Annotated in this window: 28 protein-coding genes; 13 read left to right on the top strand and 15 right to left on the bottom strand. The window is 38.7% G+C overall.

Going from position 1 to position 22660, the window contains the following annotated elements; translation table 11 throughout:
• Positions 1-119 precede the first annotated feature (119 nt).
• From HCU67_RS05340 to HCU67_RS05330, 3 genes are read left to right on the top strand one after another with little or no spacing between them, the layout of a single operon-like run.
• Complete coding sequence (locus HCU67_RS05340) at positions 120-533, top strand: DUF3592 domain-containing protein (RefSeq protein WP_168551538.1); 414 nt, start codon at positions 120-122, stop codon at positions 531-533.
• A gap of 1 nt (position 534) precedes the next feature.
• Complete coding sequence (locus HCU67_RS05335) at positions 535-1707, top strand: Gfo/Idh/MocA family protein (protein ID WP_246865702.1); 1173 nt, start codon at positions 535-537, stop codon at positions 1705-1707.
• A 13-nt stretch (positions 1708-1720) separates the two neighbouring features.
• Complete coding sequence (locus HCU67_RS05330; RefSeq protein ID WP_210423629.1) at positions 1721-2488, top strand: UDP-2,3-diacylglucosamine diphosphatase; 768 nt, start codon at positions 1721-1723, stop codon at positions 2486-2488.
• A 5-nt stretch (positions 2489-2493) separates the two neighbouring features.
• On the opposite strand, the gene HCU67_RS05325 is transcribed toward HCU67_RS05330, so the two are convergent.
• Genes HCU67_RS05325 through HCU67_RS05305 form a run of 5 tightly spaced genes read right to left on the bottom strand, consistent with a single transcriptional unit; the run spans position 2494 to position 6677 of the window.
• Complete coding sequence (locus tag HCU67_RS05325; protein WP_168551537.1) at positions 2494-3762, bottom strand: MFS transporter; 1269 nt, start codon at positions 3760-3762, stop codon at positions 2494-2496.
• Position 3763: 1 nt separating this feature from the next.
• The gene (locus HCU67_RS05320) at positions 3764-4150 is read right to left on the bottom strand and encodes a VOC family protein (protein ID WP_168551536.1); all 387 of its coding nucleotides are present in this window, start codon (positions 4148-4150) and stop codon (positions 3764-3766) included.
• Positions 4147-5835, bottom strand: coding sequence for a single-stranded-DNA-specific exonuclease RecJ (gene recJ, locus HCU67_RS05315; RefSeq protein WP_168551535.1), 1689 nt, complete (start codon positions 5833-5835; stop codon positions 4147-4149). The genes HCU67_RS05320 and recJ overlap by 4 nt, the downstream gene beginning before the upstream one ends.
• Positions 5836-5868: 33 nt before the next feature.
• Entirely contained in the window at positions 5869-6216 is a 348-nt protein-coding gene (locus tag HCU67_RS05310) for a four helix bundle protein (RefSeq protein WP_168551534.1), read from the bottom strand.
• 32 nt (positions 6217-6248) lie between these two features.
• Positions 6249-6677 carry an OsmC family protein gene (locus tag HCU67_RS05305; protein ID WP_168551533.1) on the bottom strand — a complete coding sequence of 143 codons (429 nt, stop codon included), beginning with the start codon at positions 6675-6677 and terminating at the stop codon, positions 6249-6251.
• Positions 6678-6791: 114 nt separating this feature from the next.
• Here HCU67_RS05305 and HCU67_RS05300 point away from each other — a divergent pair, with 114 nt between their 5' ends.
• The 5 genes from HCU67_RS05300 to HCU67_RS05280 all read left to right on the top strand — a co-directional run bounded on the left by HCU67_RS05300 (position 6792) and on the right by HCU67_RS05280 (position 9495).
• The gene (locus HCU67_RS05300) at positions 6792-7394 is read left to right on the top strand and encodes a carboxymuconolactone decarboxylase family protein (protein ID WP_168551532.1); all 603 of its coding nucleotides are present in this window, start codon (positions 6792-6794) and stop codon (positions 7392-7394) included.
• 153 nt (positions 7395-7547) lie between these two features.
• Positions 7548-7958: a hypothetical protein gene (locus HCU67_RS05295; RefSeq protein WP_168551531.1), complete on the top strand. Its 411-nt coding sequence runs from the start codon at positions 7548-7550 to the stop codon at positions 7956-7958.
• A complete protein-coding gene (locus HCU67_RS05290; protein ID WP_168551530.1) occupies positions 7955-8152 on the top strand; it encodes a helix-turn-helix transcriptional regulator in 198 nt (65 codons plus the stop codon). The genes HCU67_RS05295 and HCU67_RS05290 overlap by 4 nt, the downstream gene beginning before the upstream one ends.
• A 164-nt stretch (positions 8153-8316) precedes the next feature.
• Positions 8317-8886, top strand: a complete 570-nt coding sequence (locus HCU67_RS05285; RefSeq protein WP_168551529.1) for a DinB family protein — start codon at positions 8317-8319, stop codon at positions 8884-8886.
• A 24-nt stretch (positions 8887-8910) separates the two neighbouring features.
• Positions 8911-9495, top strand: coding sequence for a Crp/Fnr family transcriptional regulator (locus HCU67_RS05280; RefSeq protein ID WP_168551528.1), 585 nt, complete (start codon positions 8911-8913; stop codon positions 9493-9495).
• On the opposite strand, the gene HCU67_RS05275 is transcribed toward HCU67_RS05280, so the two are convergent.
• From HCU67_RS05275 to HCU67_RS05230, 10 genes are all read right to left on the bottom strand, one after another.
• Complete coding sequence (locus HCU67_RS05275) at positions 9473-10048, bottom strand: uracil-DNA glycosylase family protein (protein WP_168551527.1); 576 nt, start codon at positions 10046-10048, stop codon at positions 9473-9475. The two genes, HCU67_RS05280 and HCU67_RS05275, sit on opposite strands and share 23 nt — an antisense overlap.
• 80 nt (positions 10049-10128) lie before the next feature.
• A complete protein-coding gene (locus HCU67_RS05270) occupies positions 10129-10482 on the bottom strand; it encodes a hypothetical protein (RefSeq protein WP_168551526.1) in 354 nt (117 codons plus the stop codon).
• Between the two features lie 27 nt (positions 10483-10509).
• Positions 10510-10983, bottom strand: a complete 474-nt coding sequence (locus HCU67_RS05265) for a YHS domain-containing (seleno)protein (protein WP_168551525.1) — start codon at positions 10981-10983, stop codon at positions 10510-10512.
• 165 nt (positions 10984-11148) lie between these two features.
• Positions 11149-11502 carry a fibronectin type III domain-containing protein gene (locus HCU67_RS05260; protein WP_168551524.1) on the bottom strand — a complete coding sequence of 118 codons (354 nt, stop codon included), beginning with the start codon at positions 11500-11502 and terminating at the stop codon, positions 11149-11151.
• 106 nt (positions 11503-11608) lie between these two features.
• Positions 11609-12646: a helix-turn-helix domain-containing protein gene (locus tag HCU67_RS05255; RefSeq protein WP_168551523.1), complete on the bottom strand. Its 1038-nt coding sequence runs from the start codon at positions 12644-12646 to the stop codon at positions 11609-11611.
• Between the two features lie 172 nt (positions 12647-12818).
• The gene (locus HCU67_RS05250) at positions 12819-13946 is read right to left on the bottom strand and encodes a DUF819 family protein (protein ID WP_168551522.1); all 1128 of its coding nucleotides are present in this window, start codon (positions 13944-13946) and stop codon (positions 12819-12821) included.
• Positions 13946-14983 carry a succinylglutamate desuccinylase/aspartoacylase family protein gene (locus HCU67_RS05245; RefSeq protein ID WP_168551521.1) on the bottom strand — a complete coding sequence of 346 codons (1038 nt, stop codon included), beginning with the start codon at positions 14981-14983 and terminating at the stop codon, positions 13946-13948. Before HCU67_RS05245 ends, HCU67_RS05250 begins: the two co-directional genes overlap by 1 nt.
• A gap of 32 nt (positions 14984-15015) precedes the next feature.
• The gene (rsmI, locus tag HCU67_RS05240) at positions 15016-15687 is read right to left on the bottom strand and encodes a 16S rRNA (cytidine(1402)-2'-O)-methyltransferase (protein WP_168551520.1); all 672 of its coding nucleotides are present in this window, start codon (positions 15685-15687) and stop codon (positions 15016-15018) included.
• 9 nt (positions 15688-15696) lie between these two features.
• Entirely contained in the window at positions 15697-16050 is a 354-nt protein-coding gene (locus tag HCU67_RS05235) for a DoxX family protein (protein ID WP_210423628.1), read from the bottom strand.
• 33 nt (positions 16051-16083) lie between these two features.
• On the bottom strand, positions 16084-16752 hold the full coding sequence (locus HCU67_RS05230) for a hypothetical protein (protein WP_168551519.1): 669 nt from the start codon (positions 16750-16752) through the stop codon (positions 16084-16086).
• A gap of 158 nt (positions 16753-16910) precedes the next feature.
• On the opposite strand from HCU67_RS05230, the gene HCU67_RS05225 reads away from it, so the two are divergent.
• The 5 genes from HCU67_RS05225 to HCU67_RS05205 all read left to right on the top strand — a co-directional run bounded on the left by HCU67_RS05225 (position 16911) and on the right by HCU67_RS05205 (position 22601).
• A complete protein-coding gene (locus HCU67_RS05225; protein WP_168551518.1) occupies positions 16911-17555 on the top strand; it encodes a thymidine kinase in 645 nt (214 codons plus the stop codon).
• Positions 17548-18654, top strand: a complete 1107-nt coding sequence (gene alr / locus HCU67_RS05220) for an alanine racemase (protein WP_168551517.1) — start codon at positions 17548-17550, stop codon at positions 18652-18654. Before HCU67_RS05225 ends, alr begins: the two co-directional genes overlap by 8 nt.
• Positions 18655-18718: 64 nt before the next feature.
• Positions 18719-19120, top strand: a complete 402-nt coding sequence (mscL, locus tag HCU67_RS05215; protein ID WP_168551516.1) for a large-conductance mechanosensitive channel protein MscL — start codon at positions 18719-18721, stop codon at positions 19118-19120.
• 240 nt (positions 19121-19360) lie between these two features.
• Positions 19361-20368, top strand: coding sequence for an aspartate-semialdehyde dehydrogenase (locus tag HCU67_RS05210; RefSeq protein WP_168551515.1), 1008 nt, complete (start codon positions 19361-19363; stop codon positions 20366-20368).
• Between the two features lie 79 nt (positions 20369-20447).
• The gene (locus HCU67_RS05205; protein ID WP_168551514.1) at positions 20448-22601 is read left to right on the top strand and encodes a prolyl oligopeptidase family serine peptidase; all 2154 of its coding nucleotides are present in this window, start codon (positions 20448-20450) and stop codon (positions 22599-22601) included.
• Positions 22602-22660: the final 59 nt, after the last annotated feature.

The raw sequence follows: 22660 nt of genomic DNA, 5'->3' as shown, positions 1-22660 counted from the left end.
TCCTCGACTTCCTAAATAGCGACATCGTTTTACCAGGCATAGCGGTTCTGGTAATTGCCATCTATGTTACGATGCGAATTCGAAATAACAACAAATACAAACGCAAATAAACCATACCTATGAATTGGTGGGTACTTTTATATGGTTTCTTTTTTGCACTTGGGTGCCTCTTGGCTTATGGCGCCTACTCAGAGTTTCAAAAAACAAAATCGTTGTTGGCCAATGGTAGAAAGACCAAAGTTTTGGTCAAAGAATATGTAGTTTCACGAGGTGATGATAACGATATGTACCAACCCGTTTTTGAGTTTAAAGACAGAAATCAAATAACACACACTTATACAAGTACCATAAAATCGTATCCCCCACCCTATAAGATTGGAGCTAAAGTCGCTATAATCCACGATAGAAGTGACAAATCCAAAGTAAAGACCATCTCGTTTTGGGGCCTTTATCGTGGTTCGGTCATTTTGCTAATGATTGCCTCTCCTTTACTGGTGATTGGTGGGGCGTATTTACTTTATGAGTTTTACTAAAATGAAAAAATTATTCAATTCCATCGCCTTTGTTACCTTGCTCTTTATTGGATGCAATGAAAAAAAACCAATGGTTGAGGATAATACTGCACCAGAAGAAAAGGTCAAGACTTCTTACTATTCAGGGGAACCATTAAAAGTTGCCGTAATCGGGTTGACACATACCCATGTGCATTGGATTTTGGGGCGAGAAGATCTCGGTGATATTGAAATCGTAGCCATTGTGGAATCCAACCGTGATTTGGCAGAACGCTATTGCGAACAACATGGGCTTTCAGTCGATTTGATCTATGATTCCATGCAAGCGATGTATGCCTCCGTGAAACCGGAAGCCGTAACTGCGTTTAATGATATTTATGGGCATCTTGAAGTGGTCGAATTTTTCGCTCCAAAAGGTGTCCCGATTATGGTCGAAAAACCAATGGCCGTGAACTGGGAGCATGCCCAAAAAATGACCCAACTGGCAAAAGAGCATAATGTTCCCTTATTGACCAACTACGAAACCTCTTGGTACAGTAGTCATCATAAAGCGAAAAAAATGGCCGTAGGCGATTCCCTTTTCGGACCAATTCAACGAATGGTATTTCATCACGGTCATCCCGGACCCATTGAAATAGGCTGCAACGAAGAATTTTTGGAATGGCTAACCGACCCTGTATTGAATGGAGCTGGAGCACTTACTGATTTCGGCTGTTATGGTGCCAATTTAGCCACTTGGTTCTTGAATGGAGAAGTACCGACCGGTGTTACAGCAATAACCCGAAATTACAAACCTGATATGTACCCCAAAGTTGATGATGACGCTACTATTGTCATTGATTATAAAGACAAACAGGTTATTGTTCAGGCTTCTTGGAATTGGTCCCATAACCGAAAGGATATGGAATTGTATGGCAAAACCGGATATGTTATTTGTTCCAACGGACAGGACTTAAAAATTCTTGAAAAAGAAGAAGACGGAGCATACGAGCAAAAAGCAAAAGCACTTCAGCAAGGTTTTCATGACCCTTTCGCATTGCTGAATCAAGTCGTAAAACACGGCCATCAGTTGGAGCCATATGATGTTTCTTCGCTAGAAAATAATGTTTTGGTTATGCAAATTCTGGAAGCTGCTAAAGTTTCGGCCGAAACCGGAAAAACCATTAGTTGGGACGTATTCTTCAAATCTGAATAACTTTAGCACATATATGCAGTCAATACAACTAGCTGAAGGAAAGAAGGTTTATTTCGCCAGTGATAATCATTTGGGGGCCCCTAATACAAAAGCCAGTCTACCACGTGAAAAGAAATTTGTTTCTTTTCTAGAGGCCATAAAAGCAGATGCTCAGGCCATTTTTTTGATGGGGGATTTATTCGACTTTTGGTTTGAGTATAAAACCGTTGTACCCAAAGGGTTTACCCGTACACTAGGCAAATTGGCAGAGTTGACAGATGCCGGCATCCCGATTTATTATTTTGTCGGAAATCATGATTTATGGATGAATGGCTATTTTGAAGAAGAACTGAACATTCCGGTTTTTCACCATCCACAACAATTGGAAATCAACGGAACTAAATTCTTTATTGGTCACGGTGATGGTTTGGGCCCTGGGGATAAAGGCTTCAAACGAATGAAAAAGGTTTTTACCAATCCGGTTTCAAAATGGTTCTTTCGCTGGCTACACCCCGATTTAGGAGTACGTTTGGCACAATACCTTTCTGTAAACAATAAGATAATTTCGGGTGATGCCGATGCTAAATTCTTGGGTGAAGACAAAGAGTGGTTGGTACAATATTGCAAACGTAAACTGGAAGCAGAACATCATGATCATTTCATATTTGGACATCGACACCTGCCGCTAGAAATAGACCTCAAAAACAATTCGCGATATACCAATCTAGGCGATTGGATTCAGTATTTCACCTATGCTGTTTTCGATGGGAAGGAACTAAAATTGCAAGAATTTAAGTCTTAGGTAAGTCATTCTTTTTCCTGTTCCTCAACATCCTTACTTAAATCCAACTTTCTAAAACTTGGTGAAATAAAGGCCATTCCCGTTACGGTAAGTAAGGTCATACATCCCCCAAAAACAACAGCGGTTACGGTTCCCATGAGTTTAGCAGTAACCCCACTTTCAAAAGCTCCCAATTCGTTCGAAGATCCCACAAAAATGGAATTCACCGAAGCAACCCTACCACGCATATTATCTGGAGTTTTCAATTGCAATATGGTTTGCCTGATAATCATGGATACCCCATCAACTGCTCCACTTACAAATAAGGCGAAGACCGATAGCCAAAACAGTTTCGAAAGTCCGAATACGATAATGCAAACCCCGAATCCGAAAACGGCCCACAAGAGTTTCTTGCCCGCATTTTTGTGCAATGGAAATCGGGTTGAAGCCAGCATTGTTATAGACGCACCAACCGCAGGTGCAGCTCTCAAAACACCAAAACCTTCTGAACCTACCTTTAAAATATCTTGGGCGTAAATGGGTAATAAGGCCACCGCTCCACCAAAAAGCACCGCAATCATATCTAAGGAAAGTGCTCCAAGAATTGCTTTGGTGCTAAAGACAAATTTCAGTCCGTCCTTCAAGCTTTGTAAAACAGGTTCGCCCAACTTTGGATTGAGAATAGGTTTTCTGGCAATTTGGGCAAGGAATAGTAAGGCTAGTATCGAGAAACCAAAAATGACACAAAGTGACCAATGCACCCCAATCCAGCTAATGGAAAAACCTGCAAATGCCGGTCCGACTACGGAAGCTACCTGCCATGTAGAACTGCTCCAAGTTGCAGCATTCGGATAGATTCTTTTTGGGACAATCAGCGCGATAAGGGAGAATATTGTTGGGCCAATAAACGCGCGAACCAAGCCTCCTAAAAAAACCAAGGCATAGATGGTGTATAAAATGGTTCTTTGGGTGTAAGTGGATTCTACAGAGGGTAGAGTTACCAGAAACAATCCAAGGCTTATCACTGAAAATCCCAAAATACATTTGACAAGAAGATTACGCTTTTCACTTTGGTCCACGATATGCCCTGCAAAAAGGGCAATACTCACTGCCGGAATGATTTCCATTAGCCCTATGATGCCCAGTGAAAGTGGGTCTTTGGTCAAGGAATATACCTGCCATTCAATCACAATAAACTGCATACTCCATGCAAAGACCATAGCAAAGCGAACGAGCAAAAAAATGTTGAATTCCTTATAACGAAGGGCTGCGTATGGATCTAGCGGTTTTGACATTTTAGGCTGTTATTTCTATTCGATTGCCTTCAGGGTCCAAGACGACGCTTTCATAGTACCCATCACCCGTTGTTCTGGGTTCTCCAACGATAATATGGCCCGCATTTCTCAGTTGTTCGGTCAAAAGGTCTACTTTGCCTTTTGAACCGACAGCGATTGCAAAATGGGTGAGTCCAAGCACCTCCTGACCTGCCTCCAACATTTTTGTAATGTCTGGTCTATGCATTATTTCCAACCTTGGACTTGCCTCAAAACTCAGAAAATAAGATGTAAAGTTCTTTTTGGGATTGTGGTATTTCTCCCCACTTTTAGCACCAAAATAGGTGGTGTAAAATGTTCTGGACACTTCTAGGTCTGAAACCCAAATAGCTAGGTGCTCAATCTTCATCTGATGTCCTTAATTTTTAATTGCAAATTCACCTGCCCATTCCATTCGTTTTCTTCAATTGAAAAGACAATATCAAATTGTTGCTTGCTTTTGATCAAACTTAGTTTTTCTCCTAGATTGAATCCTATGGCCCCAATAGGTTTTGAACCGTTTTGGACAAGGGTCAGTTTTAAATGTTTTTCATCTTCCCCGACACCTTTACCGTAACCCGTATCTTGAACTCCTTGTGCCATAAAAACCGGTGTCATATTCCCTGGACCAAAAGGTGCGAATTGCTTAATAATTCGAAAGAGCTTTGGTGTTATTTGATGCAATTCTATTTGGGCATCGATATGAATTTCGGGTGTCAAAAGCTTTGGGTCGATGGTTTGTGAAACCACCTTTTCAAACTGGTCTTTGAAATTTTGATATTGACTTTCTAATAATGTTAACCCGGCCGCATACTTATGTCCCCCAAACTGTTCTAGATAATCTGAACAGCCTTGTAGCGCTTCATATACATCAAAACCTTTTACAGAACGGGCAGAGGCTGCTAACTTGTCACCACTTTTGGTAAAAACAAGGGTTGGACGATAGTAGGTTTCTGTCAACCTTGAAGCAACGATACCGATAACCCCTTTGTGCCAATCTTCATCAAAAACGACCGAAGTGAACTTTTCCTCTTCTTTGTTTTCCTGTATTTGTGTTAATGCAGCCGCGGTTATTTCCTTGTCTAAATCCCGTCTATCAGCGTTATATTTTTCAATTTCGGAAGCAAACTGCATTGCTTTTTCAACATCGCTTTCCATTAATAAATTCACGGCATGCTGACCGTGCACCATTCTACCCGCCGCGTTAATTCTAGGTGCAACTATAAAAACAACATCGGTTATGGTCAGTACTTTTTTCTTGAGTTGCTGAACAATTGCCCGAATTCCTGTTCTTGGTGCAGTATTGATTACCTGTAATCCGCAAAAAGCCAAGACACGGTTCTCACCTGTTATTGGAACGATATCTGCAGCAATTGCGGTTGCCACCAAATCAAGAAAGGGCAGTATTTCTTCAATTGAACCACCGCTATTGCTATTTAGGGCCTGAATCAATTTAAAACCGACCCCACATCCACAAAGCTCTTTATAAGGATAGGTACAATCTTCCCTTTTAGGATCTAAAACAGCCACGGCTTCAGGAAGCTCCTTACCAGGACGGTGATGATCACAAATAATGAAATCAATTCCTTTTTCTTTGGCATAGGCAACCTTTTCTATGGCCTTTATACCACAGTCCAAAGCAATGATGAGTGTAAATCCATTATCATCGGCAAAGTCAATACCCTGCAACGAAACCCCATAGCCCTCAGCATACCTATCGGGAATATAGGTAGCTACCTTATCATAAGACGTTAACAAAAAAGAAGCTAACAAGGCAACAGAAGTGGTACCATCAACATCGTAATCACCGTACACCAAAATATTTTCTTGCTTGGCAATGGCATCCTCAATTCTATTTACTGCTTCTAGCATTCCCTTCATCAAAAAAGGGTCGTGTAAATCGTTCAATTCTGGACGAAAAAAGTCTTTGGCTTCATTATAATTGGCTATCCCCCGTTGAAGTAATAACTGTGAAACCAATGCATCAACTTTCAACTCTGCAGAAAGTCGTTTCACATTATTTTGTTCAGGTATTGGTTTTAGGGTCCAGCGCATCTTTCAAAGTTCAAGTGCAAGTTTCAAGTTCAATTATTTCTTATTTCTGATTATTGTTGCAATAATTTTTATCAATTGTTCTGCTTCATCTAATAGCTTCTCTATTGTTGAGTCTCCATAATTTAACTTCTTCAAAATTTTCAAGTTAACTCGTGTTTCTTTTAACTCTTTCAAACAAATTGATGCCTTGTTAATATAATCACGATCAGTGTTAGTGCCCTGGGCTTCGCCAAAGTTTAGTGCTGAGCTTCCTCCAGAACGTAGTAACTGACTCCCATAGTAATTTCCAGTAAAATTTTTCGGAAGATTTTCAGCAAGAATTGCTGTTTTGGCAGCAAAATCCACTAACCTATCTTCTAAGTCATACTTTTTATCTGCCATTTTAAACTTGACTCTTGAACTTGCGCTTGAACTTACTTTTGATGAAACACCGTTTCAATCTCCAACTCCGCAAACCGCCGAAACATCTCCATGACCCCACAGTATTTTTCTACTGATAAATCGACAGCGCGCTGTAACTTTTCTTCGTTCAATTCTGGCCCGAAAAAATGGTATTCGATTTTGACCTTGTGATAATATCGTGGATGTTCATCGGTCAATTCGCCTATGGTTTCGATATGGAAGTCTTCTACCGATAACTTCATCTTTTTGATTAGGGATGCCACATCTAAGCCAGAACACCCTGCAAGACTTGAAAGCATTAAGGCTTTTGGTCGATAACCTGACCCTTCACCACCGTCATCAGGGCCAGCATCCATACGTAGTTGGTGGCCTGAAGGATTGTTACTTTCCAAAGCCATATTGGCCATCCATTTTGTTGAAATATGATTTATAGCTGCCATTTTATCGAATTTGTTAAAGTTAAAAATACGACTTAAATTGGGAGAATTCTGTCCCCCGATTCCTACCATATTTTATCCCTACAATACCTTGGCCAAAACCTTAAAACTAACTCGATGGCACTTGTTGAACCTCTTGACCCAAACCACGACCCTGACACTAAAAAATTAGCTGAATTTTTTAACGAAACCCTAGGCTTTTGTCCAAATTCAGTACTGACAATGCAGCATAGACCGGCCATATCAAAAGCTTTTATAAATCTTAATAAAGCGGTCATGGCCAACGAAGGCCGCGTAACCTCTGCCCTAAAGCGTATGATTGCCTGGGTAAGCAGCAATGCGACCGGTTGCCGCTATTGTCAGGCACATGCCATACGCGCCGCAGAACGTTATGGTGCTGAACAAGAACAATTGGATAACATTTGGGAATACCGAACACATCCTGCTTTTTCAGAAGCTGAGCGCGCTGCATTGGATTTTTCATTGGCCGCATCGCAAGTACCCAATACCGTAAACGCTGATATTAAAAAACGTCTTCATGAACATTGGAACGATGGTGAAATTGTTGAAATGCTAGGAGTTATCTCCCTATTTGGCTATCTCAACCGTTGGAACGACAGCATGGGCACTTCGATAGAAGATGGAGCTGTGGAAAGTGCTGACCAATACTTAGGTAAATATGGCTGGGAAAAAGGGAAACATGATGGTTCTAGATATTAAACGTTAAACCGCTTCGCTACTAGATTTTAGATTTCCGAGTAAATTGATTTTTAAAGTATTTAACTAAAAAAGAGAGACTAATATTTCTTATTTGTAATTATTATTTGTCAAAATGTAAAGTTTTATTTACTTTTAGGAAAAAATAATAGCAATATGAGTTTTCAAATATTCCCAAATTGGTTTAAAAAGCTAGGTTTAGGTGTGTTTATAGTCTCTACCATCTTTACTGCAGGTGACCCATTTATGGACGGATTTAAGGGCGTTGAAGAAGGAACACATCATTATTTTAAAGATTTTCTTGGACAAACGATTTATTATATTCTAAACATCCTGCCAACCGTTGGACTTTTAGTTTATATGTTATCTAAGGAGAAAATTGAAGATGATTATTTGAAGCTATTACGACTTTCAACCTATCAATTAACTGTGATTATTACTTTGTTGATTTCCTTTGGTTTGTATGTTTTATCTCCACAGATAAAATTTAGTTTAGATATGGCACTTTCCTTATTTATGCTTCTGTTTTTGGTGGTTTTTCATTTTAAAAAAAATCAAGATTTATGAAAAACCTAGTAAAAGTAGAACGGGCTAGGTTGGACCTAACACAAGCACAATTGGCGGACAAACTTGGAGTATCACGCCAGACCATTAACGCCATTGAGAAGAATAAATTCAATCCATCTGTAACACTTGCGATTAAAATGGCCAGACTTTTCAAGATGACGGTAGAAGAAGTTTTTTTCTTAGATGAAAATTAGATTTTTCTTTCGAACAGGAATTATATACAACAAGAAAGAAATAGCTTGCTTAAATCTTAATTCTGAAAGCGAAACGGTCTTATATCTAGTCTAATTTCTTGACCTGTATCAAGTTTTAAAAAAAGTAATTGCCAGACCTTTGTTTTAATCAAAAACGAACAGTTATGGCTAAATTGCTTCTTACTCCCGAAAACCAAATTCAACGGCTCAATCAACTGCTCAACTTTGTTGACGACCTGAAAACCATTGGGGTCGAACGATTGAAAAATAGGCCCAATGAAAAGTCTTGGAATACCATTGAGGTTTTGGAGCACCTGAACATCGCTTATTCCCTTTATGCAGATAATATACATTCGACCTTAGAAAAGTTAAAAGACGACAACAACGGTCCTTGGGAATATAAGCCAGGCTTCTGGAATCGTTTTGTAATTGAAGGTCAGCGACCTAAAGGTTCGAAAAGACCCTTTAAAATGAAGACACTCAAAAAGTTTGAACCACTTTTACCCAACTCTTTGAACGAAGCAACTATTGAGGAAGTTTTCAATCGTTTTAAAAACGCACATAATCAATTGAAATCTTTTATTGTTGAAAGTAGGACCAAACGAATAGAACACAAGAAAATAACTTCTGCAATTGGTCCCATAGTAAAATTTCATTTGCCCGAAGCGTTTGAATTTTTGATTTGCCATGCGGAACGACACAAAATTCAAATTGATGAAATTCTGGGTTCCTAAAGATCATCTGTATCTTTAATCGATATGGAAGAAGCCCATAAGCAGCTCATTAAATCATTTTTTAAACCCATCTCATTTGATGCGGGAACGGAGGTTTCGTTTTTTGAAATGTGGGAGGAGAAAAACTTCAAACAAAACGAACTGATTACTGAAGCTGGAAGCTTGGAAAAATACTTTTACATCGTGGTTTCTGGGGTACAAGCTATTTATTTGTTGAACCAAAAAGGTGAAAAAGTGGTCTTGGGCTTTTCATATTCTGAAAGCCCTTCTGGCGTTTTTGATTCTTTTATCTATCAAAAACCCGCTGATACGTTTCTTGAAGCCCTTAAACCAAGTAAATTACTCGCGCTTTCTTTAAAAAATTACCAATCCCTTCTTGATCAGCAAGTCGATTTTTACAAATGGGGCTATCAATTTTTTCAGGATATACTTTTTGGGCGGTTATTTCGAGAGGTCGAACTTCTAACCTTATCAGCTGAAGAGCGCTATATTGCTTTCATGCGTCGTTGCCCAGATGAACTAAAGGTCATTCCCCAAAAATATCTGGCGTCCTATCTTAATATGAAACCTGAAACATTTAGCCGACTTAGGGCTTCAGTGAAGTACTAATGCGATGCCTGAAGTCTGGCAATACGTCATCTTCAAACCAAGGGTTCTTTGTCAACCAAAACCGATTCCTAGGAGATGGATGTGGTAAAACAAAATAGTTAGGTAAATGGTTTCTAAAATTCCGAACTGTTTCGGTAAGGTTCTTGTCCATCTTATCCCCCAGATAATAGTGTTGTGCATATTGCCCAATGAGAACAATTAGTTTCAAATTTGGCATTTGTCCAAACAGTTCTTCATGCCACAGTGGTGCACATTCAGGCCGAGGTGGAAGGTCACCTGATTTCCCTTTTCCGGGGTAACAAAATCCCATTGGGATAAGTGCAAATAATTCCTCGTTGTAAAAATCTTCGTCAGTTACCCCAAGCCATTTTCGAAGTTGCCTACCACTTGGGTCATCCCACGGGACTCCTGTTTTGTGCACTTTGCTGCCCGGTGCTTGACCAACTATTGCAATTTTTGATTGTTCGTGCGCTGCGACAATTGGTCTTGGGCCTAAAGGCAAGTGGGCCTTACATGCGTTACAACTTTTTATTCTGGCTATTAGCGTTTTCATTATCTCAAATTATAAAACCAAAGCACACCAACGTCACATTGGTGTACTTTTTCATTTATTGACTTGTATTCTAGGCTTGCTTAAATACTTGGTTCAGGTTTATGAAGGCCTACAACCGTAAGAACGGCAATTCCATTAATCCAATAGAAATAAGCATCTATACCCTCAAAAGAGAAAACAAAAGGTGCCAGAATAAATACTATTGCGACGGTAAAGTCTACTAGTAAGTGATGCTTATAAGAAACAACCTTAAATACACCTAAATGGTGATTGGTCAATAATGTTAGAATAAAAGCTGCAACACCAGTAACTACTGAAAGTGTCAGGGCAAAACTGTTCGATGTTCCCAACCCGAGTAAAAACGGCAGTACAATTAATGCAATGGCCACTGGGTAGTCTAAAAATGCATGGATTCTCTTTGTAACGAATTTCATGATTTCAAATTTTCTATGATTAAAACATTAATTATGCGTCTTGCTCAGATTTTCCCAATTGCCGTCAGCAACTCCCTTTAATTTGTTGTGATTGTTTTCTGCCAGCCATAATTGTTTAGCGTCGAGTTCCACATTGTTTAAAAACAAATAATACTTACCGTCTTTTACAACGAATTTTGAAGGGTCAATTCGAAATTTGGCACCTGCATACACTCCAAAGGCACAGAAACCGCCATATTGAGGTAAATATCTTTCAGGATTTTTATCGAAGATGTTCTTTTGTTCAGCGCTAGTGAAATAGTAAACTACCTTTTCGTATTCTGATTTATAGGCTTTGTTCCCGATTTGAGCTAATCCCAAATCTAAATAAGAGACCGGGCTATAACCTTGAAGGGCGATATTACTGTTATCAATATTGTTCTCCATTTTGTCTTGTGCAAAACCCATTGTATTTATGGTTATTGCCACTAAAAAAACTGCTGTTCTTACTAATTTTTTCATTGTATTATTTTTTATGTTCATTATTAAATTGTGTGTGTTTGTTATTCATATTTCGGATTTGGTATTGCCATCTTGCACTCATAAATAATAACCCTAAATCCAATTTTTTATCGGGTGTACCCTCATTGGATAATTGTGTTCGCAAATGGCCCATCTCCATTTTGTTTATTGGGCGTTAAAATATTCCTCATGAATTACCCGCCCATTGGTATCCCACTTTCTGCGAATGATCTCATGCCAGTAAATTGCACTATCGTCCTTCATTTTAAAGTCAAATGTGAATTCTGAAGCCGAATCCAAACCGTCAACGATTGTAGTATGGTTTGTAATGCCGTTTACTTGGGCAATGGCCCCAGCAAAACCTTCCATTTTTTCAATCATTTGTCGCTTGTTTGAGGTAGCCACCCCATTGTAATCTGAAGTTGTTGCTTTTTCAGCAAAAAATTGCTTTACCGCGTCGACGATGGCCCCATTGGCCACTATACCGTCCATTTCTGTTGCTAATGCTTTAATATCCATTCTGATAATCTTTAATGTTTGACAAAATTGTTTTGTAATTACATTGCAAATTTCAGAGGTGTACTAGGGTATTTAGGTACAAAAAAGACGCAGGCTATTGTACTTTTTAATTTTTAAATTCTGAGGGAGTCTGGTTGGAGTAACGTTTGAAAAAAGCTGAAAAATGATTGGCTTCTTCAAAGCCGAGTTTAAAAGCCACTTCTTTAATTGGTGCTCCTTGAAGTAGCATTCGCTTTGCGGTATTAAGAAGTTCATTCCGAATTAACTGCCCTAACGAGGCGTTCAATTTTATACGTGTCTTCTTTGAAAGCGCCTTAACAGACAAGTTCATTTTGTCAGCATAAAATTCAAGGGAACGGTTTTCTGTATGATGTAGCTTTAATAGCTCCAAAATGTTCTGGGTAAACGTATCAGAGGTTTGAAAATTGAAGTTTTTTCTAAATTCAGCAGGGGTTAGTGAAGTATTATTTTTGAATACTCGGTTGAAATAGGCAGGGTCTTTATAGCCCATATCAAAAGCAACTTCTTGAATACTCTTGTCCGTAAACGCAATTTCTTTTTTGCTCTCTAAAATTCTCTTATTCGAAAACAAAGATTTAATGGTAAGACCAACTTTATCCTTTACCAGTGCCTGGGCTTCATAGCCATTTTCAGAAATCAAGTTGGTGAGGTCTGCATTGCTCAATTGGTTTTTAAACTCATTGTCAATAATTTCTTTGACATCAAAAATTACCTGATACTCATTTTTGTTTGCATGAAATGGGTTTTGCCAATACCACTGTTTCGATGATATGTCAATGATATCACTGGCATCATCAGAAAAAATCGTCTTTGAAAGGAAGTTTTGACAATCTGCACATTCGGTAAAATCGATATATCCCAATGAAACCAAGTGCTTGAAAAGTACCCGAACTTCTTTATTATAAAACTGTTGCTTGTCATGGAATTCAATCTTCCGAACCTCGAAATCGTCCGAAAGGAACTTAATATATTGTCCTTGTTCTAAATAAATAGCCTTGTCTTGCCAATCAGTATAGTTTTTAAAATCAACTTGAATACTTCCCGAACCCGATAGAATATGAAAAAAAGTATACTGATTGATAAAGTATACGTTGTCTATTTCCGGATAAAACTTCTTAACCATTTTAGGGCTATTCTTCAAATGATTGGTCAATGTGATTGACAATTACTTACTGTTTTAATCAACATCTTTTGAATATATAAATGCTTATGAAGAATTTGTGCCAGTATAATGGGTGCCAGAAGGGAGATATTGAATAGGTGCTTTTGTGCTATTTTTTACTTGCGATTGATTCTTAAAACTGTAGTCGCAAAAGGTATATCGTCAACATTCCCCAAAAAGTCCCAGTGGCCATACTTAATATAGCGAGAACAATGGCATGAGGCATCCACTTTTTCTCGTAGGCTGCCGTGACCGCGGGAGCCGTTGCAATTCCTCCTACATTGGCCATACTCGCAATTGGCACCCAGGCCATGTTTACATTGAGTAGTTTGGCAACCAAAATTGTAAATATAAAATGCCCCACCAACCAAATTAGTAGAAAGCCAAAGAAGGGAACGTCAAAACCGAATGATGAAAATTGAAGTTTAAGACCTAAAACTGCCATCACAACTATAATCATGATGCCTCCAATTTTCAAAGAAAAAGTACTATTCCAGTTTTTAAAGAAGTTGCTTAGGCAAAGTCCCAAAATTGAAAAAAGCACCACTTTAACCACAAAAGCCTCAATTATAAAATGAAATGCCACAACCAATCCGATGAAAAAAATAATTGTGACAAGTGAAGACATTGTCTTGTCTTTGGTCAAATTCAATTCTTCTGGCATCTTATTATCCGTAATGCCAAACCAGTTATTTAGCTTGGAACTTCCTTTTATCCCTTGAAACATCAGAATCGTCCAAATATTGACCAAAATATTGTCCATTACCAAAATCGTAAGGAAAATACTTTCAGGACAACCAACTAATTCTTTTAGTACCAATTGGCTTGTGCTTCCACCTATCCATCCTCCTACTATTGGAGGAATTCCCATCCAATATTGATTCAATACCATGGTATTATTCACCCAGTCTGCAGAAGAAAACACAGACACAAATAATACCGGAAATAAGGCAATGAACATTGACCCTGCTGCAAATACGACAATTGGCTTGAATCCCACTGATTTTAATTGTTTAAATGACAAACTTGACATTACCGAAATAATGGCTAGAGGGATAAAAAAGTCCTTGCTGTATGAATGAATGTTGTTATTAGAAAAATCAACATCAAAAAAATAAGAAACGCATGCCGGAATCAAATACGCCAGCAAAATCGCTGGTACCAAATCAAAAACTGATTTAATGTATTTGTTTTCCCAACGGTCTAGATAGTATACTGCGGTTACGGTAAAGACAGTAATAATCCAAGGAATTGCGTCCATTACTTTTCGGTTAACACTCCAAGATGTATTATTCTACTACCAGAAATTGCTACTGGGTTGGTGCTTTTCCCAACCACAATTCCTGATTCTGGAGCACTATATGTTTGTACTATCGTCCCAAATGAATCTTTCACTACGGCAATTTGTTCGCCTTCTTCCACCTTCTGATTTAATTGAACAAGCACTTCCAAGTACCCGCCTTCTTGTGTATAAATCCAGTACGATTTGGAGCAAACGTTTTCAACTACTGGAATGGAAACCTTGCCTTTGAGCATTCCCAAATGGGTCATCAGATTTTTGATTCCCGATACTCCTCTCGCAATCATATCGTTTTGGAAAACTTGCGGATTTCCATATTCAACAGTTATTGATTTTACTCCCAATGAGAGGGCATATGCCCTCATTGTCAGGCCAGAGGCTGTACCGAAACTTGCCTTCCCTTTATTGGAAACAATTAGGTCTGGTTCAATTAATCGAAGCATTGTTGATAGCGTTGAATCATTCATATCACCCCGACCGTATAATGAATTAATTCGACCAAAACTGGCGGTATGTAAATCAATGTGGTAATCGAATAACGATATGACTTTTTTACCTATCTGGTACGCCATTTGTTCAGAACGATTACCATGTTCTTTACCCGGAAAAATCCGATTTAAATCAGTACCGTCAATAAATTCTCGTTGGTTTCGGTCGATTGCCAAAGGGTTTAACCCTGGAATTGCCACTAATACTCCTTTCAATGAGGATGGGTCTAAATTTTCAAATATGTTATGAATTATGGGAATGCCATTCAATTCATTGCCATGAATGGCAGCTGTTAGTCCTAAAACAGGACCTTCTTCCTTCCCTTTAGCAATGAAAACTGGTATTGTAATTGGTTTGTTCTGAAAATCTTCTCCCAGTGACAACCAAAGTTTATGAATTTTCCCTTTTTCTAAAATTGAAAGGTCAACACGTTCAACAATGGGAATATTGTTTTGAGCAACCCCTAAAAAGGAAGTACAAATGAAGAAAAGTAGCAGCCTGATTTTCATAAGCTAATATGTTGGTCCGCTAAATGTAGGATTTATTTCAATCCGCCAACTACAATAACAAATTCACCTTTCGGAGGATTACTTTCAAAATGTTCCAATACTTCTTTAACCGAACCTCGAATTGTTTCTTCATATAATTTCGTGAGCTCCCTTGAGACCGAAACACGGCGTTCTTCACCAAAGTACTCCTTAAAATTAGTCAACGTTTTTAGCAACTTGTGCGGACTCTCATAGAATATCATGCTCCTTGTTTCTTTTGATAACTCTTGCAAACGGGTCTGACGACCTTTTTTTATCGGTAAAAAACCTTCGAAAATAAAGCGGTCATTCGGCATGCCACTATTTACCAAAGCAGGCACGAATGCAGTTGCTCCTGGTAAACATTCAACTTCAATATTGTTGTCGACACACGCACGTGTCAATAAAAAACCTGGGTCTGAAATAGCAGGTGTTCCGGCATCTGAAATTAAGGCAATTTTAGTCCCTTGCATAAGCCTTTTAATAATGCTATCCAACGTCTTATGTTCATTGTGCATATGATGGCTTTGCGTAGGGGTTTCTATACCATAATGCTGTAAAAGCTTTCCGCTTGTGCGGGTATCTTCGGCCAAAATTAAATCGACTTCTTTTAGAACGGAAATTGCTCGAAAAGTCATGTCTTCTAAATTACCGATAGGTGTGGGAACCAAAAATAATTTGCACATTGGACTAAATTAAGGCCTTACCGTTTTTGCTGTGAAATAAGAAACCAATACCAACACAAAAGCAATGACCGCCCCCATATGTTGGCCATCTGAAATCATATAATGAGCGAAAAAAGCAAGTACCGTATCAAAGAAAAAACCCGCATATGCCCATTCTTTTAGCCATTTTGAAAAGTTGCCCCAAATGGCAACAAGACCAAGTATTTTGGCTATAGCCAGGGGATAGATCAAATAGGTAGGGTAACCAAAGCCTTCAAAAAAGCCCTTGATCATTTCATAATTGAAGAAGTAATTGTAAACAGAGAAAAGCATCAAAATGGATAAAAGACCGGTTGATGCCCAAAAGAGAACTTTTTGAAGCATGATTGAAAAGTTAGTTATTCGATAACATCGAATTTAGGCAAACTTCCTCTCAATAATACCTTTGAAACGGTTTTCGTATTCCTCTTTACCTTCCCAGTTATTGTATTCGGGCTTAACCATATTATTGATAAAAGCCAATGAACGGTCTTCTGTATCAATGGTACTTAATTGTGAGAGCACCCGATTATAGTCTTCCATACTATCATCGAACAAGTGCTTTACGAAGGCAAGTTTATCATTTAAGCCGATTTTAAGGCCTTTACCAAGCTTATCATTTATTGAGGCGACTTTGTTTTCAACCGGCGTTACGACCTCAGCAGTTTTCTCTGTGGCCATGACCTCCGATTTGGGCACGAAATCACCGAAGATATACTCAATTGCTTCCGTTGGCATCTCAGAGACCATTTCTTTGATAGTATTCATACCTGGGGTAATAATATCCTCGTCATGAGGATTTGATTCGGGTACTGTTTTATTACCACTCATAACGCGGTTAGCCATGGTCTCGAATCTACTGGCTAATATGTTTTTAGAGACATCAACTTCTATATCGTTCAATTTTTCGTCTATGAATTTTAGAACTGCCAACTTCTCATAGATGTCTTTGGCAGCATCATACAAATCCGTCAATTCCTTATCCTCCCTAGATGTGATGATATCGGTAGAAATCTTAATTAATTCTTCTCTTATTTTTCGTTTCATTGCCCCAAAGTATTTAGTAATAAAAGTAAAATCAAATTTTATGCCTTGCTAAGAATAAAAGGTTAAAATTTGAAAATACCCCCGTCATATATTTTAGTACTTTTAAATCTTCAATAAGTAAAACGAACAAACCCCTTACTTTCGTTTAAAAGTGCGCTATGTTTCTTGAAAATACAGTCAACCATGATGAACAATTTGGATGGATTGAGGTAATCTGTGGTTCGATGTTTTCAGGAAAAACCGAAGAACTCATACGTAGATTAAAGCGTGCTCAGTTTGCAAAACAACGTGTAGAAATCTTTAAACCCTTGATAGATACCCGTTACAATGAAGAGATGGTCGTTTCCCACGATGCGAACGAAATACGCTCTACTCCAGTACCAGCGGCAGCAAATATTCGTCTTCTTGCTGATGATTGTGATGTGGTAGGTATTGATGAGGCCCAATTTTTTGATGATGAGATAGTTACCGTATGCAATGATTTGGCAAATCGAGGTGTTCGTGTTGTTGTGGCAGGTTTGGACATGGACTTTAAGGGTAATCCATTCGGGCCAATGCCAGCCTTAATGGCAACGGCAGAATACGTGACCAAAGTACATGCCGTATGCACCAGAACGGGGAATTTGGCCAATTATAGTTTTAGAAAATCGAACAATGACAAGCTCGTTCTACTAGGCGAAACCGATGAATACGAACCTTTGAGTCGGGCAGCATTTTACAAAGCCATGCTTCGTGAAAAAATCAGTAAAATGGATGTTGAGGCAGAAGAGGTAAACCCATCAAAGAAGGCTGCAAATGAGTAAGGTTTCTGAAACCACTTTAGAAATTGACCTAAGAGCACTCGAACATAATTTTCGATATTTAAAGTCTAAGCTTGGTGCCGAGACAAAACTTTTGGCTGTAGTTAAGGCTTTTGCTTACGGTAGCGATATGGTCTCTGTCTCCAAAAAACTGGAGGGATTAGGGGTTGATTATTTTGCAGTGGCTTATGTTAAAGAGGGCGTCTTACTGCGTGATGCAGGTATAAGGACCCCAATTCTAGTATTACATCCGCAAGCTGTGAATTTTGATACGCTTATAGAACGCTTCTTAGAACCCAGTCTATATAGCCCAAGAATTTTAAAGGAATTTCTCAAAGTTGCAGAAGCAAAAAATCAAAAAAAATATCCTGTTCATATTAAATTCAATACCGGCCTCAATCGCCTTGGCTTTTGGGAAAATGATGTCGATTGGATTCTAAAACATTTAAATGGGACCAATGCAATTAAGATAAAGTCCATATTCTCCCATTTGGCAGCTTCCGAAGACGAAAATGAAAAGGACTTTAGTTTAAAGCAAATCAAATCTTTTAAAAAATCAAGCTCAGAACTAGCAGAAAAGATTGGATATCAGCCCATTCGACATATGCTGAATACGTCCGGTATCTTGAATTACACTGAAGCCCAATTCGAAATGGTGAGAAGTGGTATTGGTTTGTATGGTTATGCCAATGATGCACAAATTGATTCAGAATTAAAACCAGTGGCTAGCTTAAAGAGCATTATCTCTCAAATACATAAGATTGAACCAAATGAATCTGTAGGATACAATCGAGCATACAAATCCGATGGCTATCGAGTTATAGCAACATTACCCCTAGGGCATGCTGATGGTATTGGGCGGCATTATGGGGGCGGAAACACGATGGTCCTTTTAAACGGGAAACTGGTGCCTATAATTGGTAATGTCTGTATGGATATGATTATGATTGATGTAACCGGAGCTGATTGCAAAGAGGGAGATGAGGTTATAATTTTTGGTGGAAATCACTCTGCGGAGGATTTTGCCAACTCTGCTCAAACCATTTCTTATGAAATTTTAACCGCTATTTCTCAGCGAGTTACACGAAAAATCAAAGAATAACGCTTTTCAAGATTTTAATTTTTAAGTACCTTATCCCCCTGTAACCACTTTAAACTATAAAACAATGCTTAAAGAATTCAAGGAATTTGCAATGAAAGGAAACCTGGTGGATATTGCCGTTGGTTTCGTTATGGGTGCGGCTTTTAATAAAGTTGTCACCTCATTTACTGGAGGAATTGTTTCTCCGTTAATCGGACTTTTATTCGATTCTGACTTTAGAGATTTAAAATACATTGTAAAAGAAGGTACCATGAATGATGCTGGAGAAGCAGTAGGTGAAGTTGCGGTTTTGTATGGTGATTTCTTAACAAATGTTATTGATTTTATTATCGTAGCCTTTGTAATGTTCATGATTGTTAAAGGCGTGAACAAAATGAAGAAAAAAGAAGAAGAGGCACCGGCTGAACCAGCCGGACCAACTGCAGAAGAACTTCTTGCAGAAATACGGGATGCCCTTAAAAAATAATTGTCGATAGCGGCAAACCGCTACATCACTTTTATTTAATCAAAAGCCGCTTTCTAGCATTCTAGAAAGCGGTTATTTTTTTGCAAGATTTTTACTTAAGGCACTTTATAGTTGAAGAAAAACTTGACCGAGATACAGAATGTTTTATATATAACATTTTGTTATTTTTTTACAAATACAATTAAAAAACCTTGTGGGTTTCGAATGCTGGCTTACCTTTAACATCTCAAATAAAAGAATATGAAAGTAGCTGTTGTTGGAGCCACGGGTATGGTCGGAGAAGTGATGTTAAAAGTATTGGCAGAACGCAATTTTCCGATTTCTGAATTGTTATTGGTCGCCTCGGAACGTTCTGTAGGCAAAAAACTTAACTACAAAGGCGAGGATTATACTGTTGTAGGACTTCAAACTGCAGTTGATGCCAGACCTGATTTGGCTATTTTTTCAGCAGGTGGAGGTACTTCATTGGAATGGGCTCCAAAATTCGCAGAAGTGGGTACAACAGTGGTTGATAATTCATCTGCTTGGCGAATGGACCCTGAAAAAAAATTAATCGTCCCCGAAATAAATGCCAATGTCTTAACAACTGATGATAAGATAATTGCTAACCCCAATTGCTCGACCATCCAACTCGTTATGGCGCTAAATCCTTTGCACAAGAAGTATCAAATGAAACGTGTGGTGGTTTCTACCTATCAATCCGTTTCTGGTACGGGTGTAAAAGCAGTAGAGCAACTTGAAAACGAAACCAAAGGTATTCAAGGTGAAATGGCGTACCCCTATCCAATTAACCGCAACGCCCTCCCTCATTGCGATGTGTTTTTGGAAAATGGTTACACCAAAGAAGAAATGAAATTGGCACGAGAGCCACAAAAAATACTGGACGACCGAACATTTTCAGTCTCTGCTACTGCTGTTCGCATACCAACAGCTGGTGGTCACTCAGAATCAGTTAATGTAGAATTTCATAATGATTTTGAACTGAATGAAGTTCGTGAATTATTATCAGCAACTCCGGGTGTAGTTGTTCAAGACAATCCAGAAACCAACACCTATCCCATGCCCATCTACGCACATGATAAAGATGAGGTTTTTGTCGGTCGAATTCGCCGTGATGAAACCCAACGTAATACCTTGAACATGTGGATTGTATCTGACAACTTAAGAAAAGGTGCTGCCACAAATGCAGTTCAAATTGCAGAATATCTTGTTTCCCATAATTTAATTGGTTCAGAAGTACTTAGTTAAAAAAAGTTAAGCCTCAGCAAAACCTTTTATTTTCAATTGGTTTCATGGTATTTTTAGGAATTGACTAATCCTAAAAACTATGCAACGAATCAGCATTCTAATGGCGGTAATTATCTTAGCTGCCTGTAAAACTGAAACCAAAAGAGAACCTATTGTTGTGAATTACACACCGACAAAAAAAGTCGACACTGTTGACACCTATTTTGGTACTGAAGTACCAGACCCATATCGATGGCTAGAAGATGACATGAGCGACGAAACAGCCGCATGGGTCAAAGAGCAGAATACGACCACCTTCGGCTATTTTGATAAAATCCCGTTTCGGGCAGATTTAAAAAATCGCCTTGAAAAACTATGGAACTATGAAAAGTTAGGTTCACCTTTTAAAGAAGGGGACTATACTTATTTCTACAAAAATGACGGTCTACAAAACCAATATGTGGTATATCGAAAAAAAGGAGAAGCTGAGGCCGAGGTCTTCTTAGACCCCAATACCTTTTCTGAAGATGGTACGACTTCTTTGGCCGGATTAAGTTTCACTAGAGATGGAAGCTTGGCAACCTATATGATTTCTGAAGGTGGCAGTGATTGGCGAAAAGCTATAGTTCTCAATACAGAGACCATGGAACAGGTTGAAGATACTTTGGTTGACATTAAGTTCAGTGGAATATCTTGGAAAGGAAATGATGGATTCTACTATTCAAGTTATGATAAACCTGATGGAAGTGAGTTATCCGCTAAAACTGACCAACACAAATTATACTACCACAAACTAGGAACACCTCAATCAGAAGACAAAGTAGTTTTCGGAGGAAAACCAGAAGAAAAGCACCGATATGTTGGCGGTTATTTATCTGAAGACCAGCAGTATCTTTTCATTACAGCTTCGGTTTCAACGTCTGGTAACAAGCTGTTTTTAAAAGACTTATCTGAGGACAGTAATCCTCTTGTAACTGTTTTAGACCACACGGATTCTGATACCTATGTCATCGAAAATGAAGGTTCAAAACTTTGGTTGGTAACCAATATGGATGCCCCCAACAAAAAAATTGTCGTTACAGACGCAGCCAATCCGGGTCCTGAGAATTGGGAAGACTTTATTCCCGAAACTGAAAATGTGTTAACAACTGGAACCGGTGGTGGATATTTCTTTGCAGAATATATGGTGGATGCCATTTCTAAAGTGTTGCAGTACGACTATAATGGTAATTTAGTGCGTGAGGTCAAACTTCCTGGAGTTGGCAGTGCTGGTGGTTTTGGCGGTAAAAAAGAAGACAAAGAATTCTACTTCTCCTTTACAAACTACAATACCCCTGGTTCATCTTACAAGTATAATGTGGAAACTGGAGAATACGAGCAGTATTGGAAGCCTGATATCGACTTTAATCCTGAAGACTACGAATCTACCCAAGTATTTTATGAGTCTAAAGATGGCACTAAGGTTCCTATGATCATTACCCATAAAAAAGGCGTCGAGCTCAATGGCAAAAATCCAACCATCCTTTATGGTTACGGTGGTTTCAACATTAGTCTTACACCTAGTTTCAGTATAGTCAATGCGGTTTGGATGGAACAAGGTGGTGTCTACGCAGTTCCCAATTTAAGAGGTGGCGGAGAGTACGGTAAGAAATGGCACATTGCTGGTACCAAAATGCAAAAGCAAAACGTATTTGATGATTTTATTGCTGCCGCAGAATTTTTAATCGAAAAAGGATATACCTCAAAAGAATACTTGGCTATTAGAGGTGGTTCAAATGGTGGCTTGTTAGTTGGTGCGACCATGACCCAACGCCCCGATTTAATGCAAGTTGCATTACCCGCCGTTGGGGTTTTAGATATGCTTCGTTACCATACGTTTACTGCAGGTGCAGGATGGGCCTATGATTATGGAACATCTGAAGAAAGTGAAGAAATGTTTAAGTATATCAAAGGATACTCTCCTGTACATAATGTTAAACCGGGCGTTGAATATCCGGCCACTTTAATCACCACGGGCGACCATGATGACAGGGTAGTCCCTGCGCACAGTTTTAAGTTTGCGGCAGAATTGCAAGAAAAGCAGAGTGGTGAAAACCCCACATTGATTCGTATTGAGACCAACGCTGGCCATGGTGCTGGAACACCGGTTAGTAAAACTATTGAACAGTATGCCGACATCTTCGGATTTACATTTTTCAATATGGGATACGATGAGCTACCCAATCAAGCAGTTCTAAAAGAGTTCAAGGATTAAAAAAGTAATCCACTAAATTTTCATAAAATCCGTTTCTTTTGGGACGGATTTTTATTTTC

This window comes from Croceivirga thetidis, from assembly GCF_012272815.1.
Classification (GTDB): domain Bacteria; phylum Bacteroidota; class Bacteroidia; order Flavobacteriales; family Flavobacteriaceae; genus Croceivirga; species Croceivirga thetidis.
The sequence above is the reverse complement of the archived record's forward strand: the minus strand, read 5'-3'. Positions and strand labels throughout refer to the sequence as shown.

Bases quoted from the DNA above. Each gene is read 5' to 3' on its own strand.
- mscL (WP_168551516.1), top strand. From the start codon at position 18,719: ATGCTTAAAGAATTCAAGGAATTTGCAATGAAAGGAAACCTGGTGGAT.
- HCU67_RS05285 (WP_168551529.1), top strand. From the start codon at position 8,317: ATGGCTAAATTGCTTCTTACTCCCGAAAACCAAATTCAACGGCTCAAT.
- HCU67_RS05280 (WP_168551528.1), top strand. From the start codon at position 8,911: ATGGAAGAAGCCCATAAGCAGCTCATTAAATCATTTTTTAAACCCATC.
- HCU67_RS05270 (WP_168551526.1), bottom strand. From the start codon at position 10,482: ATGAAATTCGTTACAAAGAGAATCCATGCATTTTTAGACTACCCAGTG.
- HCU67_RS05275 (WP_168551527.1), bottom strand. From the start codon at position 10,048: ATGAAAACGCTAATAGCCAGAATAAAAAGTTGTAACGCATGTAAGGCC.
- HCU67_RS05340 (WP_168551538.1), top strand. From the start codon at position 120: ATGAATTGGTGGGTACTTTTATATGGTTTCTTTTTTGCACTTGGGTGC.
- HCU67_RS05305 (WP_168551533.1), bottom strand. From the start codon at position 6,677: ATGGCAGCTATAAATCATATTTCAACAAAATGGATGGCCAATATGGCT.
- HCU67_RS05260 (WP_168551524.1), bottom strand. From the start codon at position 11,502: ATGGATATTAAAGCATTAGCAACAGAAATGGACGGTATAGTGGCCAAT.
- HCU67_RS05210 (WP_168551515.1), top strand. From the start codon at position 19,361: ATGAAAGTAGCTGTTGTTGGAGCCACGGGTATGGTCGGAGAAGTGATG.
- HCU67_RS05235 (WP_210423628.1), bottom strand. From the start codon at position 16,050: ATGCTTCAAAAAGTTCTCTTTTGGGCATCAACCGGTCTTTTATCCATT.
- alr (WP_168551517.1), top strand. From the start codon at position 17,548: ATGAGTAAGGTTTCTGAAACCACTTTAGAAATTGACCTAAGAGCACTC.
- HCU67_RS05290 (WP_168551530.1), top strand. From the start codon at position 7,955: ATGAAAAACCTAGTAAAAGTAGAACGGGCTAGGTTGGACCTAACACAA.
- HCU67_RS05250 (WP_168551522.1), bottom strand. From the start codon at position 13,946: ATGGACGCAATTCCTTGGATTATTACTGTCTTTACCGTAACCGCAGTA.
- rsmI (WP_168551520.1), bottom strand. From the start codon at position 15,687: ATGTGCAAATTATTTTTGGTTCCCACACCTATCGGTAATTTAGAAGAC.
- HCU67_RS05335 (WP_246865702.1), top strand. From the start codon at position 535: ATGAAAAAATTATTCAATTCCATCGCCTTTGTTACCTTGCTCTTTATT.
- HCU67_RS05245 (WP_168551521.1), bottom strand. From the start codon at position 14,983: ATGAAAATCAGGCTGCTACTTTTCTTCATTTGTACTTCCTTTTTAGGG.
- HCU67_RS05295 (WP_168551531.1), top strand. From the start codon at position 7,548: ATGAGTTTTCAAATATTCCCAAATTGGTTTAAAAAGCTAGGTTTAGGT.
- HCU67_RS05255 (WP_168551523.1), bottom strand. From the start codon at position 12,646: ATGGTTAAGAAGTTTTATCCGGAAATAGACAACGTATACTTTATCAAT.
- HCU67_RS05300 (WP_168551532.1), top strand. From the start codon at position 6,792: ATGGCACTTGTTGAACCTCTTGACCCAAACCACGACCCTGACACTAAA.
- HCU67_RS05225 (WP_168551518.1), top strand. From the start codon at position 16,911: ATGTTTCTTGAAAATACAGTCAACCATGATGAACAATTTGGATGGATT.
- HCU67_RS05330 (WP_210423629.1), top strand. From the start codon at position 1,721: ATGCAGTCAATACAACTAGCTGAAGGAAAGAAGGTTTATTTCGCCAGT.
- HCU67_RS05310 (WP_168551534.1), bottom strand. From the start codon at position 6,216: ATGGCAGATAAAAAGTATGACTTAGAAGATAGGTTAGTGGATTTTGCT.
- recJ (WP_168551535.1), bottom strand. From the start codon at position 5,835: ATGCGCTGGACCCTAAAACCAATACCTGAACAAAATAATGTGAAACGA.
- HCU67_RS05230 (WP_168551519.1), bottom strand. From the start codon at position 16,752: ATGAAACGAAAAATAAGAGAAGAATTAATTAAGATTTCTACCGATATC.
- HCU67_RS05325 (WP_168551537.1), bottom strand. From the start codon at position 3,762: ATGTCAAAACCGCTAGATCCATACGCAGCCCTTCGTTATAAGGAATTC.
- HCU67_RS05205 (WP_168551514.1), top strand. From the start codon at position 20,448: ATGCAACGAATCAGCATTCTAATGGCGGTAATTATCTTAGCTGCCTGT.
- HCU67_RS05265 (WP_168551525.1), bottom strand. From the start codon at position 10,983: ATGAAAAAATTAGTAAGAACAGCAGTTTTTTTAGTGGCAATAACCATA.
- HCU67_RS05320 (WP_168551536.1), bottom strand. From the start codon at position 4,150: ATGAAGATTGAGCACCTAGCTATTTGGGTTTCAGACCTAGAAGTGTCC.